This window comes from Verrucosispora sp. ts21 (assembly GCF_002879555.1).
Classification (GTDB): domain Bacteria; phylum Actinomycetota; class Actinomycetes; order Mycobacteriales; family Micromonosporaceae; genus Micromonospora; species Micromonospora gifhornensis.
On record NZ_PNOZ01000076.1, the window covers coordinates 1 to 13,505 of the forward strand.

General features: G+C 70.0%; 12 protein-coding genes and 1 pseudogene. 7 read left to right on the forward strand and 6 right to left on the reverse strand.

Features of this window, described 5'->3' with window-relative positions; all coding sequences use genetic code 11:
* The 4 genes from C1A38_RS25035 to C1A38_RS25050 all read right to left on the reverse strand — a co-directional run.
* Nucleotides 1-907: hydroxymethylglutaryl-CoA lyase (locus C1A38_RS25035; protein ID WP_102660169.1), on the reverse strand; the 907-nt coding region annotated here is incomplete at its 3' end.
* 162 nt (nucleotides 908-1,069) lie between these two features.
* Nucleotides 1,070-2,407, reverse strand: coding sequence for an acetyl-CoA carboxylase biotin carboxylase subunit (locus tag C1A38_RS25040; RefSeq protein ID WP_102660170.1), 1,338 nt, complete (start codon nucleotides 2,405-2,407; stop codon nucleotides 1,070-1,072).
* 168 nt (nucleotides 2,408-2,575) lie between these two features.
* Nucleotides 2,576-3,202, reverse strand: coding sequence for a TetR/AcrR family transcriptional regulator (locus C1A38_RS25045; RefSeq protein ID WP_102660171.1), 627 nt, complete (start codon nucleotides 3,200-3,202; stop codon nucleotides 2,576-2,578).
* Between the two features lie 247 nt (nucleotides 3,203-3,449).
* Entirely contained in the window at nucleotides 3,450-4,340 is an 891-nt protein-coding gene (locus C1A38_RS25050) for a sulfurtransferase (RefSeq protein WP_102660172.1), read from the reverse strand.
* Nucleotides 4,341-4,462: 122 nt separating this feature from the next.
* Between C1A38_RS25050 and C1A38_RS30990 the strand changes: the two genes are divergently transcribed.
* Entirely contained in the window at nucleotides 4,463-5,680 is a 1,218-nt protein-coding gene (locus C1A38_RS30990) for an LPXTG cell wall anchor domain-containing protein (RefSeq protein WP_146017629.1), read from the forward strand.
* A gap of 53 nt (nucleotides 5,681-5,733) precedes the next feature.
* Here the strand turns inward: C1A38_RS30990 and C1A38_RS25060 are convergent, their stop codons facing one another.
* A complete protein-coding gene (locus C1A38_RS25060) occupies nucleotides 5,734-6,513 on the reverse strand; it encodes an SGNH/GDSL hydrolase family protein (RefSeq protein ID WP_102660189.1) in 780 nt (259 codons plus the stop codon).
* 191 nt (nucleotides 6,514-6,704) lie between these two features.
* On the opposite strand from C1A38_RS25060, the pseudogene C1A38_RS25065 reads away from it, so the two are divergent.
* Nucleotides 6,705-7,344, forward strand: a pseudogene (locus C1A38_RS25065) (formylglycine-generating enzyme family protein).
* A 74-nt stretch (nucleotides 7,345-7,418) separates the two neighbouring features.
* Nucleotides 7,419-8,633, forward strand: a complete 1,215-nt coding sequence (locus tag C1A38_RS25070; RefSeq protein ID WP_146017630.1) for a hypothetical protein — start codon at nucleotides 7,419-7,421, stop codon at nucleotides 8,631-8,633.
* Nucleotides 8,634-8,729: 96 nt separating this feature from the next.
* On the opposite strand, the gene C1A38_RS25075 is transcribed toward C1A38_RS25070, so the two are convergent.
* Nucleotides 8,730-9,182, reverse strand: a complete 453-nt coding sequence (locus tag C1A38_RS25075; protein WP_102660174.1) for a hypothetical protein — start codon at nucleotides 9,180-9,182, stop codon at nucleotides 8,730-8,732.
* Nucleotides 9,183-9,359: 177 nt separating this feature from the next.
* On the opposite strand from C1A38_RS25075, the gene C1A38_RS25080 reads away from it, so the two are divergent.
* The 4 genes from C1A38_RS25080 to C1A38_RS25095 all read left to right on the forward strand — a co-directional run bounded on the left by C1A38_RS25080 (nucleotide 9,360) and on the right by C1A38_RS25095 (nucleotide 13,498).
* Nucleotides 9,360-10,529 (forward strand): sensor histidine kinase, encoded by a 1,170-nt coding sequence (locus C1A38_RS25080; protein ID WP_102660175.1) that lies wholly within the window; start codon nucleotides 9,360-9,362, stop codon nucleotides 10,527-10,529.
* Nucleotides 10,526-11,191 carry a response regulator gene (locus C1A38_RS25085; protein WP_102660176.1) on the forward strand — a complete coding sequence of 222 codons (666 nt, stop codon included), beginning with the start codon at nucleotides 10,526-10,528 and terminating at the stop codon, nucleotides 11,189-11,191. The genes C1A38_RS25080 and C1A38_RS25085 overlap by 4 nt, the downstream gene beginning before the upstream one ends.
* Nucleotides 11,192-11,239: 48 nt before the next feature.
* Nucleotides 11,240-12,991: a proline--tRNA ligase gene (locus C1A38_RS25090; RefSeq protein WP_102660177.1), complete on the forward strand. Its 1,752-nt coding sequence runs from the start codon at nucleotides 11,240-11,242 to the stop codon at nucleotides 12,989-12,991.
* An 81-nt stretch (nucleotides 12,992-13,072) separates the two neighbouring features.
* Nucleotides 13,073-13,498, forward strand: coding sequence for a CBS domain-containing protein (locus C1A38_RS25095; RefSeq protein WP_102660178.1), 426 nt, complete (start codon nucleotides 13,073-13,075; stop codon nucleotides 13,496-13,498).
* Nucleotides 13,499-13,505: the final 7 nt, after the last annotated feature.

The following is a 13,505-nucleotide window of genomic DNA, read 5'->3' on the forward strand; positions in this document are numbered from 1 at the left end:
GGGTTAGGGCGGTGCGGGGGCCGGCGCGGAGGATGCCGGAGGGGAGGGGGCGGGCGGTCAGGTCTTCGGCGAGTCTGGCGGCGCCGATCAGGGCATCGAGGTCGATGCCGGTGTCGATGCCCATGTCGTGCAGCATGTGCACCGCCTCCTCGGTGGCCAGGTTTCCGCTGGCACCCGGCGCGTACGGGCAGCCGCCGAGACCGCCGACGCTGGCGTCGAACTCGGTCACCCCGAACTCCAACGCGGTCAACAGGTTGGCCAGGGCGGTGCCCCGGGTGTTGTGGAAGTGCAGCAGCACCGGGATGTCCGCGTTGCGGTCGCGTACGGCGGTGAGCAGGTCACGGACCCGTCGGGGCGTACCCATGCCAGTGGTGTCGCCGAAGGCCACGCGGTCGGCGCCGTCGGCGACCACCCGGTCCACGATGTCCGCGACCCGGGCCGGGTCGATGTCCCCCTCGTACGGGCAGCCGAAGCTGGTCGCGATGATCACCTCGGCCTGCGCGCTGGCACCGTGCAGCAGGTCGATCAGTTCGGCGATGTCGTCGAGCGACTCGGCGGTGGATCGATTGACGTTGCGCCGGTTGTGCGTGTCGCTGGCGGAGACGACCACCTCGATCTCGGTGAACCCGGCGGCCAGGGCCCGCTGCGCGCCTCGCGTGTTCGGCACCAGCGCCGAGTAGCGGACTCCGTCGACCTTCGTGGCCCGCTGCCACACCTCGTCGGCGTCGGCCATCTGCGGAATCGCCTTGGGATGCACGAACGACACCGCCTCGATCCGCCGTACGCCGGTGCGGGACAGCGCGTCGAGCAGCCGCACCTTCGCCTCGGTCGGGATCGGCTCCTCGTTCTGCAGCCCGTCGCGCGGCCCAACCTCCCGGATGGACACGACCCCCGGCAGTTCCCTCATCTCAACCACCTCACTGCCCACCCGAATCTCCTCTTCCTTCCCAGCATGGCACCCCACCCACCTGCCCCGTTGATCAAGAAGTTTGCGTCTGGAATCCACCCGGATCCGACGCAAACCTCTTGATCAACGGTTGCGGGTCCGGCGGACGGCGGGTGAGCAGGGTCAGCGCATGCGGGTTATCAGGGTGGTGTCGTAGGTGCCGGAGGTGAACTCGGTGTTGTCCAGGAGTTCGGTGAAGAAGGGGAGGTTGTTCTTGGGGCCGGCCAGGGCGAAGTCGGCCACGGCGGTGCGGGCGCGGGCGATCGCTTCGGGGCGGGTGTCGGCGTAGACGACGAGCTTGGCCATCAGGCTGTCGTAGAACGGGGTCACGGTGTTTCCCTCGACGTAGCCGGAGTCGACGCGTACGCCCTCGCCGGTGGGCTCCACCCAGGTCTTGATCACGCCAGGGCCGGGCAGGAACCGCTTCGGGTCCTCGGCGTTGATCCGCAGCTCGATGGCGTGGCCGCGCGGGCTGAGCGCGTCCGGGTCGAAGGTGGGGGCCAGGCCGGCGGCCACCCGCAGTTGCTCCTCGACCAGGTCCAGGCCGTAGACCAGCTCGGTGACCGGGTGCTCCACCTGGAGGCGCGTGTTCATCTCCAGGAAGAAGAACTCGTCGGTGCCCGGGACCAGCAGGCATTCCACAGTTCCCGCGTTGCGATAGTCGACCGCCTCGCCGGCCCGTACCGCCGCCGCGAGCAGGCGTTCCCGCAGCTCCGGGGAGACCGCCGGGGAGGGCGACTCCTCGACCAGCTTCTGGTTGCGGCGCTGCACCGAGCACTCCCGTTCACCGAGGGCGACCACCCGACCGTCGGCCAGGCCGAGGATCTGCACCTCGACGTGCCGTACCCGGGGGAAGTAGCGCTCGATCAACACCGAACCGTCGCCGAACATCCGCTCCGCGAACGCGCGCACCTTATCGTACTCGGTGCGCAGCGCGTCCTCGTCGGCGGCCACCCCCATGCCCATGCCGCCACCGCCCGCGGCTGCCTTCACCATGACCGGGTAGCCGATCTCGCCCGCCGCGGCCAGCGCCGCCGCCAGGTCGGCCGCCGGCTCGGTGGTCCCGGGCGCCACCGGAACACCGGCGGCGGCCATCAGGTTCCGCGCATTGATCTTGTCGCCCATCGCGCTGATCGCGTCCGCGCCGGGTCCGACCCAGATCAGGCCGCTGGCCTCGACGGTACGGGCGAAGTCGGCGTTCTCCGACAGGAAGCCGTAGCCGGGGTGGATGGCCTGTGCACCGGTCGACGCGGCGGCGGCGAGGATCGCCTCGGTGTTGCGGTAGCTCTGTGCCGGGTTGGCCGGACCGACGCAGACCGCCTCATCGGCCTCGCGCACGAACGGCAGATCGGCGTCGACCTCCGAGTGCACCGCGATCGCGCGTACGCCGAGCCGCCGCGCGGTACGGATGATCCGGCGGGCGATCTCGCCCCGGTTGGCGACCAGCAACGACTCGATCATGCGTCCTCCGAGCGTCCAGATGGTGGGACAGCATGCTAGGCAGGCGTGCCGCCATGGAGCAAGGAAGCGAGTCACTCACCGCCCACGCCAGCACTGCTCAACCCGCGTGTCGGCGCAGGTGGACAGGCGTGTCGGGCTCAGGTGAAGCCGGTTGAGGGCGCGGCCGGCTCAGGCGGGGCCGGTGGGGGCGAGAAGCGCGGCGAGGGTGGCGGCGCGCAGCAACTCGGCCCGACGGCGGCGATCGACCTCGCCACCGAGGAACGGGGTGGAGTTCATCAGGCCGAACGCGGCGTGGGCCAGCACCCGCGCCTCACCGTCGGGCAGCCCGGCGTGCAGTGCGGTCAGCACGGTGACCCACTCCTCCACGTAGAGCCGCTGAAGACGCCGGATGCGCCGTCGGGGCTCCTCGGGCAGCCGGTCCAGCTCGTGCAGGTGCAACGCGATGACGGCGGGATTGGCAAGTGCGAAGTCGACATGAAAATCGATCAACGACTCCAGCACGGCGCGGGGATCGCCGGGGTGGGCGGCCGCGCGCTGCCGACCGCCGTCGAGCAGCCCTTCGCTCACCGGCACCAGCGCGGCGACCAGCATCGCCTCCTTGCCGGCGAAGTGGTGGTAGAGCGCCGGGCCGGTCACCCCGGCCGCCGCGCCGATGTCGTCCATCGACACACCGTGGTAGCCGCGCGAGGCGAACAACCCCACCGCGATCTCCAGGATCTCGTCCTTGCGGGACCGGCGCCGCCCCGCCCCCGTGGCCCCGCTGTTCGCGCCGCGGGCCCGCTGCTCCACCGTCACCGGGCAAGCGTAGACCCAGGCCGATGACGGGGGGCACGCTTGGTTACCCGCCAGTCCGCCTGCCGGGAACGGCGGCCCCGCGGCGCTGCGGAAAACCCTCGCAGGACGGCACGCCGCCCCAGCCCAGAGGACAAATCCACCCCCGCCGGTCACGGCTGGCCTTCACCATCCAGCTACCGGACAGCGCGACAGGACGATCGATCATGAAGTTGCCGGGTGCGGGCAACTTCATGATCGACTCAGCGGATCAGGTCGGGTTCGGGCCCTTCACGACGGGAGCGCGAACCAGGTTGCCCCATTCGGTCCAGGAGCCGTCGTAGTTGCGGACCTGCGGGTAGCCGAGCAGGTGGCGCAGCACGAACCAGGTGTGGCTGGAACGCTCCCCGATCCGGCAGTACGCGATCACGTCGTCGTCGGGGCTCAGCCCGAGCTGGTCGGCGTAGATGGCGCGCAGTTCCTCGGCCGACTTGAAGGTCCCGTCGTCGTTGGCGGCGGACTTCCACGGCTTGCTCACCGCACCCGGGATGTGCCCACCGCGCAGCGCACCCTCCTGCGGGTAGTCCGGCATGTGCAGCATGTCGCCGGTGTACTCACCCGGCGAACGCACGTCGACAAGCGGGCGGCCCGCCGCGACGTGCGCCGCCACCTCCTCGCGGAACGCCCGCACCGGCGCATCGTCGCGCTGCGGCACCGGGTACTGCGCCCGCGGCCGGTTGGGCCTGTCGCGGGTCAACTCCCGGCCCTCGGCGATCCACTTCTGCCGCCCGCCGTCGAGCAGACGCACGTCCGGGTGACCGAAAAGCGTGAAAACCCAGAGGGCGTACGCGGCCCACCAGTTGAAGTTGTCGCCGTAGAAGACGACAGTGTCGTCCCGGCCGATGCCCTTGGCGGCGCAGAGTTCGGCGAACCGTTCGGCGTCCAGATAGTCGCGGGTCACCTGGTCGTTCAACTCCAGGTGCCAGTCGACCTTCACCGCACCGGGAATGTGCCCGGTGTCGTAGAGCAGCACATCCTCGTCCGATTCGACGACGACCAGGCCCTCGTCGTGCAGGTGCTCGGCCAGCCACTCGGTGGTGACCAGCCGCTGCGGGTCGGCGTAGGACTGGAGTCGGGGATCGGGATCACTCGGCACAGGCATGATCCCCAAGGTACCCAGTTACGGGCTGCCGGGTGGCACGCTCCACTGACGGGACAGCGCGACGAGGCCACCGCGAATATCGTCGACAACAAACACTGGCCGATCACCTGGAAGGTTCTGCTGTGGCTGTTGGTCGTCGCTGGCTGTCACGAACGGTGGCCGCCACGTTGCTCGTCCTTGCCGGTACGGCTCTCCCCGCCGGTCCCGCCGCTGCGGTGGACCCGGAGCCGAAGTTCGACTTCGATCTGACCAGTACGACGGCTCCGCTGGGGGTCGAAACGAAGAGAATCCATCTGAGATTCACCAACCTGACGACTGACGAGACCCCGACCGCGTGGCAGTTCAACGTCCGCCCCACCGATTCGGACTCCTGGGAGAAGGCCGCCGTCCAGTGGCCCGACCCGCGCGTCGACACCGGTGAGTGCGACGGCGAGCCCGAACAGTTCTACTGCTACATCGCCGCCCCTGCACATGAGGGGTTGATACCGGGGCCCGGCGAGACGACGGAGATCCCGCTCGACATCCGTGTCCGCGTGAAGGACGAGCCGTACGAAGGCAGCTTCGTGGTCACCGTCCACGCGTACTGGGCGGACGAGCGGTCACCCGACGTCGAGAAGACCTTCCCGCTGACGATCGTCGACGATGCCGAGGCTGACCTGTCGGTGCTCGCACCGGACGTGAAGCAGTCGGTGCGCGTCGATGCGGACGGCAAGCTCGAAGCGACCGGGCCGCTGAACCCGGGCGAGACGGCCGCCGTGCGCTACCAGATCGTCAACCAGGGCCGGAAGGCGGTCAGCGGGGTCAAGGTCACCCTGGGCCTGCCCGAGGGCGTCGCCTTCACCGCGCCGCCCGAGGAGTGCGCGATCGACGACGACAAGAGGTCGGCGGTCTGCACCTACGACACGCTCGCGCTCGTCCCGGCCGCTGAGGACACCGACCCCAGGGACGACGTCCACTCCGCCGTCGAGTTGCACAACCTGCTGACCGTGCCGGCCGGCACCAAGGCGCCCGTCACGTTGCAGGGCGGGACCGTGCAGGTCGAGGGTCTGACCGAGGAGGTCGTCGCCAAGTCCGACCTGGTGCGTACCAAGCTGCCGGCGAACGCTGTCGCCGTACCGGCGGCGGACGTGGATGCCAGCGACAACCAGGACGGCTTCTCCGTCGTGGTCGCCGCGCCCCGCAGCGGCGGGGACGACGACGGCGGCAGCGGTGGCGGCGGCAGCTTGCCGATCACCGGGTCGCAGACCACGCTGATCGCCGGAACCGGTCTCGTCCTGCTCGCGGGCGGCAGCCTCATGCTGCTGCTCGCCCGACGTCGGCACCGCCTGCCGCACGCCTAGCGGCCGTGGCGTCCCCGCCTGACCAGGAGGTCGTCGTGCTGACGGCTTCCTGGTCAGCGGGGTGGCTGCGGCGGAAGGGTGCCGAGTAGGGGGCGTTTGGCGGTCAGGGTGTCGCCGGACGAGCGGCCGGTGATCCGGCGCTTGATCCAGGGGGCCAGGTACTGTCCGGCCCAGCGCAGGTCGGCCGCGCGGGCGGACAACCAGGGTGTCGGTTCGGGGTGCGGCGGTACGAGCAGCCACTGTTCGTCGCAGCCGACGCCGAGGGCGGCGAGCACCTGGCCGGCGGCCCGGCGGTGACCGGCCGGAGACAGGTGCAGCCGGTCGGTGCTCCACAGCGTCGGGTTCAGGTAGGTGTCGTCGGCGTACAGGTCGACCACAATCGCGCCGTGCCGCTCGGCGGTCTCGCCGACCGCACGGTTGACCACGGCGAGCCGAGGCCCGATGAGTCCCTTTCCGGGCAGCCGGGGCGTCACGTCGGCGAACCGGAACAGCACCACGTCGGCCCCGTCCGCGCGCAGCCGACCCACCACCTTGTCGAAGCGGTCGGCCAGGGCATCCGGGTCGAAGGTACGACGCAACACGTCGTTGCCCCCGGCGGCGAAGCTGATCAGGTCGGGCTTCATCGCCAACGCCATGGGCACCTGCTCGGCAACCACGCTCGCGAACGTCCGCCCCCGGATGGCGAGGTTGGCGTACTGGAAATCGGGGCCGGCTTCGGCGGCGAGCCGGGTGGCGACCAGATCAGCCCAGCCCCGGAAGCTGCCGTCCGGATACGGATCGTCCAGACCTTCGGTGAAGCTGTCCCCGACCGCGACGTAACTACGCCAGCGCACCACTGCTGCTCCTTTGGCGGAGTAAGGAAGGGCCCCTTGTTAACGCCTGCGGTATAGGAAGGGCCCCTGCTTAACGTCGGAGAGTCTGGCACCAGGGAGGCGTCCCCGGCTGCCCCTGAGGCCGGATCGTGGCGGAGGTCATCGGCTGCCCAATTCGAGTACGCTCGCTGTTCGTGACGGCGGAGCTTGCCATGATCTCCATCGCGGCCGGGCAGGTGACGCTGTCGGACCGGCGTACCGAGCGGCGTTGGTCGGTACGACTCCAGCCGTACGAGATCGCTGCGGTCCCGGTCACCCAGGAGCAGTACGCGCAGGTCACCGGCGAGCGACCCAGCGCGGCAGCCGGCGATCGGCTTCCCGTCGAGAGCGTCTCCTGGTGGGATGCGATCCGCTTCTGCAACGCCCTGTCCCAGCGGAAGGGCCTGACACCGGCGTACCTGCTGCACGGCGACCAGGTCGACTGGGACGTCGACGCCGACGGGTACCGGCTGCCGACCGAGGCCGAGTGGGAGTACGCCTGCCGTGCCGGCACGACCGGCCCCTCGTTACGGGCCGTTGGACGACATCGCCTGGTATCGCGGCAACTCCGCCGAGCGGGTCCACGAGGTTGGTGGCAAGCAGCCCAACGCCTGGGGCCTGTACGACATGTTGGGCAACGTGTGGAACTGGTGCTGGGACGTCTACGACGCCGAGGTGTACGGCAGCTACCGGGTGCTGCGTGGCGGCGGTTGGTTCGACGAGCAGTGGAGCTGCCGCGCCTCGGTACGCCGTCGCAGCCATCCGACGTTTACGGTCGACGATGTCGGTTTCCGTGTCGCGCGCTCTGCATGATCGAGGGATAGCGCCGCGAATCCAGCACGAATAGTGTCTCCAGCCACGCTGTCCGCTACCCGAAGGGTCCTGCTGTGGCCTCTGATCGTCGTCGATGGCTGTTGCGAGCAGCTGCCGCCACACTGCTCCTCCTTACCGGGCTGGCTGTTCCCGCGAGTCCCGCCTCGGCGGTCGAGCCAGACGCGAAATTCACCTTCGATCTGTCCAGCACGACGGTCTCGCTGGGAACCTTGAAAAAGAAGATCTCCCTCAGGATGACCAACCTGACCGATGAAGCACCGAATGTGATCTCCTTCTCTGTCGGCGGCTTCGGGCCAGAGTGGTACTTCCCCGACGTAAGAGGCCTCATGGCCACCGTGGAGTGGGCGGGTGGAACCGGCGAATGCGACGGTGACTGGGGAGCTTGGGGGTGCCATATCTATTTGGGCGAATACCCCCACTTCGTTCCGGCCCCCGGCGGAACCGTGGAGATTCCCCTCCTCATCACCGTCAGCACAAATACCAAGGAGCCCTTCGAAGGAGAGTTCGGTGTCTCGGCCGGCATGTCCTGGACTGAGAACAACCCTGCCGAAATCAGCAAGCGGTTCACATTCAACGTGGTCGACAGCCCCGAAGCCGACCTGTCGGTGATCGCGTGGGACGTGGACCAGTCGGTGCCCATCCATGCAGGCCCGATCGGACCCGATCCTCATGGGCCGTTGAACCCGGGAGAGGCGGGCGGGTTGCAGTACCTGGTCGCCAACCACGGCCGGAAGGCGGTCAGCGGCCTCAAGGTCACGATCCGCCTGCCCAAGGGCGTTACGTTCATCTACCAGGACGAATCGTGTGTGATCGACAGCGACGGACGGACGGCGGTCTGCACCTACGACAGGCTCGCGCTCGTACCCCCGGAGGAGGAGAACCACAATGAGCAACGCTACTCAGCTGTCGAGTTGACCATGGTGATTGAGGTGCCGGCCGACACCAGGGCACCTGTCACGTTGAAAGATGGCCTGGTCCAGGTCGAGGGTTTGACCGAGCGGGCGGACGCCCGCTCCGCTGCCAAGCGGACCGGACTGCCGGCGAACGCCGTTGCCGTACCGGCAGCCGATGTGGATGTCAGCGACAACCAGGACGGTTTCGCCGTCGTGGTCGCCGCATTCCCCAAGGACGATGGCGGGGGTGGAGGTGGTCTGCCGGTCACCGGTCCGCGGGCCGGGCTGATCACCGGCGCCGGTCTCGCCATGCTGGCGGTTGGCGGCATCCTGCTGCTCCTGGCCCGACGCCGCACCCGACTGCCGCACGCATAGCGACGCCGCACCCGACTGCCGCATGCGTAGCGACGCAGCATCACGTTGTCACCCGGTGGCTCCGACCAGGGACCACCGGGTGACGACGTCTGGCGATCACTGCCCGCGGCGGGCCAGGGGCCAGGCGATCAGGCCGCTCACCGCGCCGACCAGGACGCCGGTGAAGACGCTGCTGATGGCCGCGAAGACCCGGATGATGACTTCCTGCGTGCCGGGGGCGAGATCGCTGAGATTGCCGCCGAGAGTCGGCGGCGTGTCGAACGCAGCGTCCCAGAGCACCTGGTGGGTCAGTGCCAACAGCACGCCGTAGATCAGGCCGAGGACGAGCAGGGTGAGGAAGGGGTTGGGCACCCGCCGCACCACCGCGGTCACAATCCAGACCATCGGCGGTACGACCACCAGCAGCAAGTTGACGAAGGTGCCCTCGTGCACCAACCCCAGATCGTGCAGCACCACCCGAGGCAGCCCGAGCAGCGCGAGCCCGAGCAGGGCGGGCCACGGAAGCCCGAGTGCCGTCCGACGCTGCGGAACAGGCTGTGCGGTGCTCATGGCGGCAACTCCCTCGCGTTGTTAATAGGGGGCCCTTCCTCTACACGAGGCGTTAACAAGGTGCCCTTCCTTTCAAGCGTGGCGGGGGTGGGGGTGGGGTGGGTACGTCGGTGGGCGACTGTTCGGGTCGCCTTCTGACGACCCCGACGTGCCTGCTCAGCGCCGTACGCTGAGTTCGTGGCCGGTCTTGCGAGGGAGCAGGCGTTCCGCCCCTGGGTCGTCGACGTGCTGCTCGGGGTGGGTGTCACCGCCATCGTCTCGATCGTGATCAGCGCCAACGAGGGTGGCCGGCACGGGCCGGAGCGGGTCGCGTACCTGTGGGCCTTCGGTCTCGGGGCGCTGATGCTGGCCCGTCGCCGCTACCCGGTGCTGGTGCTCGCCGTGACGGTGCTGGGCCTGTTCGCCTACTACGCCGTCGGCTACCCGGCGATCGGGTTGGCCGTGCCGGTCGCCGCCGCCCTCTTCTCCGCCGCCGAGTACGGGCGGCTCGCCGCCGCCGTCAGCGCCGCCGTGGTGGTCACCGTGGTCTCGGTGGTCTTCCGGCTCGCCGAAGGGCAGGACTTCGCCTTCGTGGTCGGCTACGAGTTGGCCGGGCACGTCCTGTTGATGGGGGCGGCGATCGCTCTCGGCGACAGCGTGCGGTCCCGGCGGGCGGCGCAGGCGGACGCCCGTCGGATCGCCGAACTGACCGCCGCGCGTTACCAACAGGAGGCGCAGACCCGCATTCAGCACGAACGGATGGCCGTCGCCCGGGACCTGCACGACTCTCTCGGGCACACCGTGTCGGTGATCGCCCTGCACGCCGACGTCGCACGGGAGGCGTTGGGCCGCGACGAGGATGCCGCCCGCTCGGCGCTGGAGTTGATCCGGTCGGCGGCCGGCCGCAGCATGGTCGACCTGCGGCGTACGGTGACGCTGCTGCGCTCGCCGGACGACCGGCCTCGCACGGTCGTCTCGCTGGCCAACCTCGACGCGGTCACCCAAGCGGCCGGCGCCGCCGGCTTCGACGTCGACGTCCGGGTCGACCTCGACACGCCCGTCCCCGGTCCGGTCGAGGCCGCCGCGTTCCGGATCGTGCAGGAGGCGATCACCAACGTGGTACGGCACTCCGCCGGCAGCCGGGTCGAGATCCGGGTACGCCAGGACGAGGACCGTCTGATCCTGTCGGTCATCGACAGCGGCACCGACGCGGAAGCACCGAAGGCAGGCACCGGACAGCCAGGCATCGGGCACGGCATCGCCGGGATGCGGGAGCGGGCCGAGAGCCTGGGCGGTCGACTCACCGCCAACCCGGTGCCGGGCGGTTTCGCCGTTCACGCCGAACTTCCGCTGGTCGGGCCGGCATGACCAGCGTGCTGATCGTCGACGACCAGGATCTCGTCCGGGCCGGCATCCGTACCCTGCTGTCGGCCGATCCGCAGATCGACGTGGTCGGGGAGGCTGCCGACGGGCGGTCCGGGCTCCGGCTCGCCCGCCAGCTTCGGCCGGATGTCGTACTCATGGACATCCGGATGCCGGTGCTGGACGGCCTGGCCGCGACCGCCGCGATCCGGGCCGACGCCGGGCTGGCCGCGACCCGGGTGCTGATCCTCACCACATTCGACGACGACGAGGACATCATCGAGGCGGTGAGCCTCGGCGCCGCCGGCTACCTGCTGAAGGACACCCCCTCGGATGAGTTGCGCCGGGCGGTGCTGACCACGGCGGCGGGCGGGAACCTGTTGTCGCCCACGGTCACCCGCCGGGTGATGGAACGGCTCGCCGCCGCACCCCGCCCGGCCCGTCCCGATCCCCGGCTGGCCGTACTGACCGAGCGGGAGCGGGCCGTGCTGGCCCGGGTCGGGTTGGGCGAGACGAACGACGAGATCGGCCGGGCGCTGTTCATCAGTCCCGCGACCGCGCGCACCTACGTGAGTCGACTGCTGGCCAAGCTGAACGCCCGGGACCGTACGGCGCTGGCGGTGATCGCGCACCGGGCCGGGTTGAGCGAGCCACCGAACGACCGCTGATGCGCAATGCGTTCGCCGACACCGGCCCTGCGGTCGTACCCTGCGGCAATGCTGTTGCGGATGTCCACCACGCTGCTCCGGACCCTGCGCGACGACCCGGCCGACGCGGAGGTGCCGAGTCATCGGCTGCTGCTGCGCGCCGGCTACCTGCGGCGGGCCGCGCCGGGCGGCTACACCTGGCTGCCACTGGGCAAGCTGGTCCTGGACCGGGTCAGCGAGATCGTGCGGGCCGAGATGGCCGAGATCGGTGGCCAGGAGGTGCACTTCCCGGCGCTGCTGCCGGCCGAGCCGTACCGCACCAGCGGGCGGTGGACGGAGTACGGCGACGACATCTTCACCCTGGCCGACCGGCGCGGTGCCGAGCACCTGCTCGCGCCGACCCACGAGGAGATGGCCGCGTTGCTGGTGAAGGACCTGTTCACCTCGTACCGGGATCTTCCGGTGACGCTGTTCCAGATCCAGACCAAGTTCCGCGACGAGGCCCGTCCCCGCGCCGGTCTGCTGCGTGGGCGCGAGTTCCTGATGAAGGACGCGTACTCCTTCGACCTGGACGACGAGGGCCTGCGGGCGGCGTACGGCCGGCACCGCGCGGCGTACCAGAAGATCTTCGACCGACTCGGCCTGGACTACACCGTGGTGCACGCCGTGTCGGGGGCGATGGGCGGTTCCGCGTCGGAGGAGTTCCTGGCCACCGCAGCGGTCGGGGAGGACACCTACGTCGGCTGCACCGACTGTGACCATGCGGCCAACACCGAGGCGGTCACCACGCCCGTGCCACCGGCCGGCGATCCGCTTCGGCAACCGGCCGTCGAGGTGCACGACACCCCGGAGACGCCGACGATCGCCAGTCTGGTCGCTCTGGCCAACGAGCGGGCGCTCGCCGGTCGGACCGACTGGACGGCCGCCGACACCCTGAAGAACGTGGTGCTGACCGTACGCCGCCCGGGTGTCGAGGAGACCGAACTGCTTGTCGTCGGGGTGCCCGGCGACCGGGAGGTGGACCTGAAGCGGCTGGCCGCCGCGCTGTCACCGGCCACCGTGGACATCTTCGACGGCTGGGACGCCCATCCGGAACTTGTCCGCGGCTACATCGGGCCGCAGGTGCTCGACAAGCTCGGTCTCCGTTACCTGGTCGATCCCCGGGTCGTGGCGGGGACGGCCTGGCTGACCGGTGCCAACGAACCGGGCCGGCACGCCACGAACGTGGTGTGCGGTCGGGACTTCACCCCCGACGGCACGGTCGAGGCCGCCGAGGTGCGTCCCGGCGACCCCTGCCCGGCCTGTGCGCAGGGCCGGCTGACGATGCGCCGGGGCATCGAGATCGGGCACATCTTCCAACTCGGCCGCCGCTACACCGATGCCTTCGCCGTCGACGTGCTCGGCCCGCAGGGCAAGCCGGTGCGACTCACCATGGGCTGCTACGGCATCGGGGTGTCCCGGGCGGTGGCGGCCATCGCCGAACAGCACCACGACGAGCGGGGACTGGTCTGGCCGACGTCTGTCGCGCCGTGCGACGTACACCTGGTGGCTGCGGGCAAGGGCCCGCAGCTCGACGCGGCCGTGGACCTCGGCGCGCAGCTGTCCGCGGCCGGCCTGCGGGTGCTCGTGGACGACCGGGTCGGCGTCTCGGCCGGGGTGAAGTTCACCGACGCCGAGCTGATCGGCATCCCACGCACCGTCGTGGTCGGCCGCCGTCTCGCCGACGGGTACGTCGAACTGCGTGATCGGGCCACCGGCGAGCGCGTCGAACTGCCGGTGCCTGACCTGCTCGCCCAGCTGACGCCTGCGACGCAGCGGTGAGCCTTGCGCCGAATGGGGTGTAGTCGCCGGAGAACGGGGTACCGCATTCCGATCGGCCGAAAACGTTGCATGGAGGCTCTCATGTCCGACTACCGCGTCGCCGACGTGATGACCCGACAGGTCATCTACCTGCCGGCGGAGACCACCCTCGACGAGGCGGCCCGGGTGATGAAGGAGGCCGACATCGGTGACGTCGTCGTCACCGAAGGCGCCACCCTCGCCGGTCTGCTCACCGACCGCGACATCGTGGTCCGGGCGGTCGCCGCCAACAGCGACCCCACCAGCACGACGATCGGCTCGATCACCACCCGCGAGGTGGTGATGATCGAGCAGAACTGCTCCCCCGGTGACGCGGCGGCGCTGATGCGCGAACGGGGCGTACGCCGGGTGCTGGTCTGCGACGCCGAACGCAAGCTGGTCGGCATCGTCTCCCTCGGTGACCTGGCCGTGCAGTTCGACCCGCAGTCCGCCCTCGGGCAGATCAGCGAGCAAGCCCCGACGCTGTGAGGGTGGC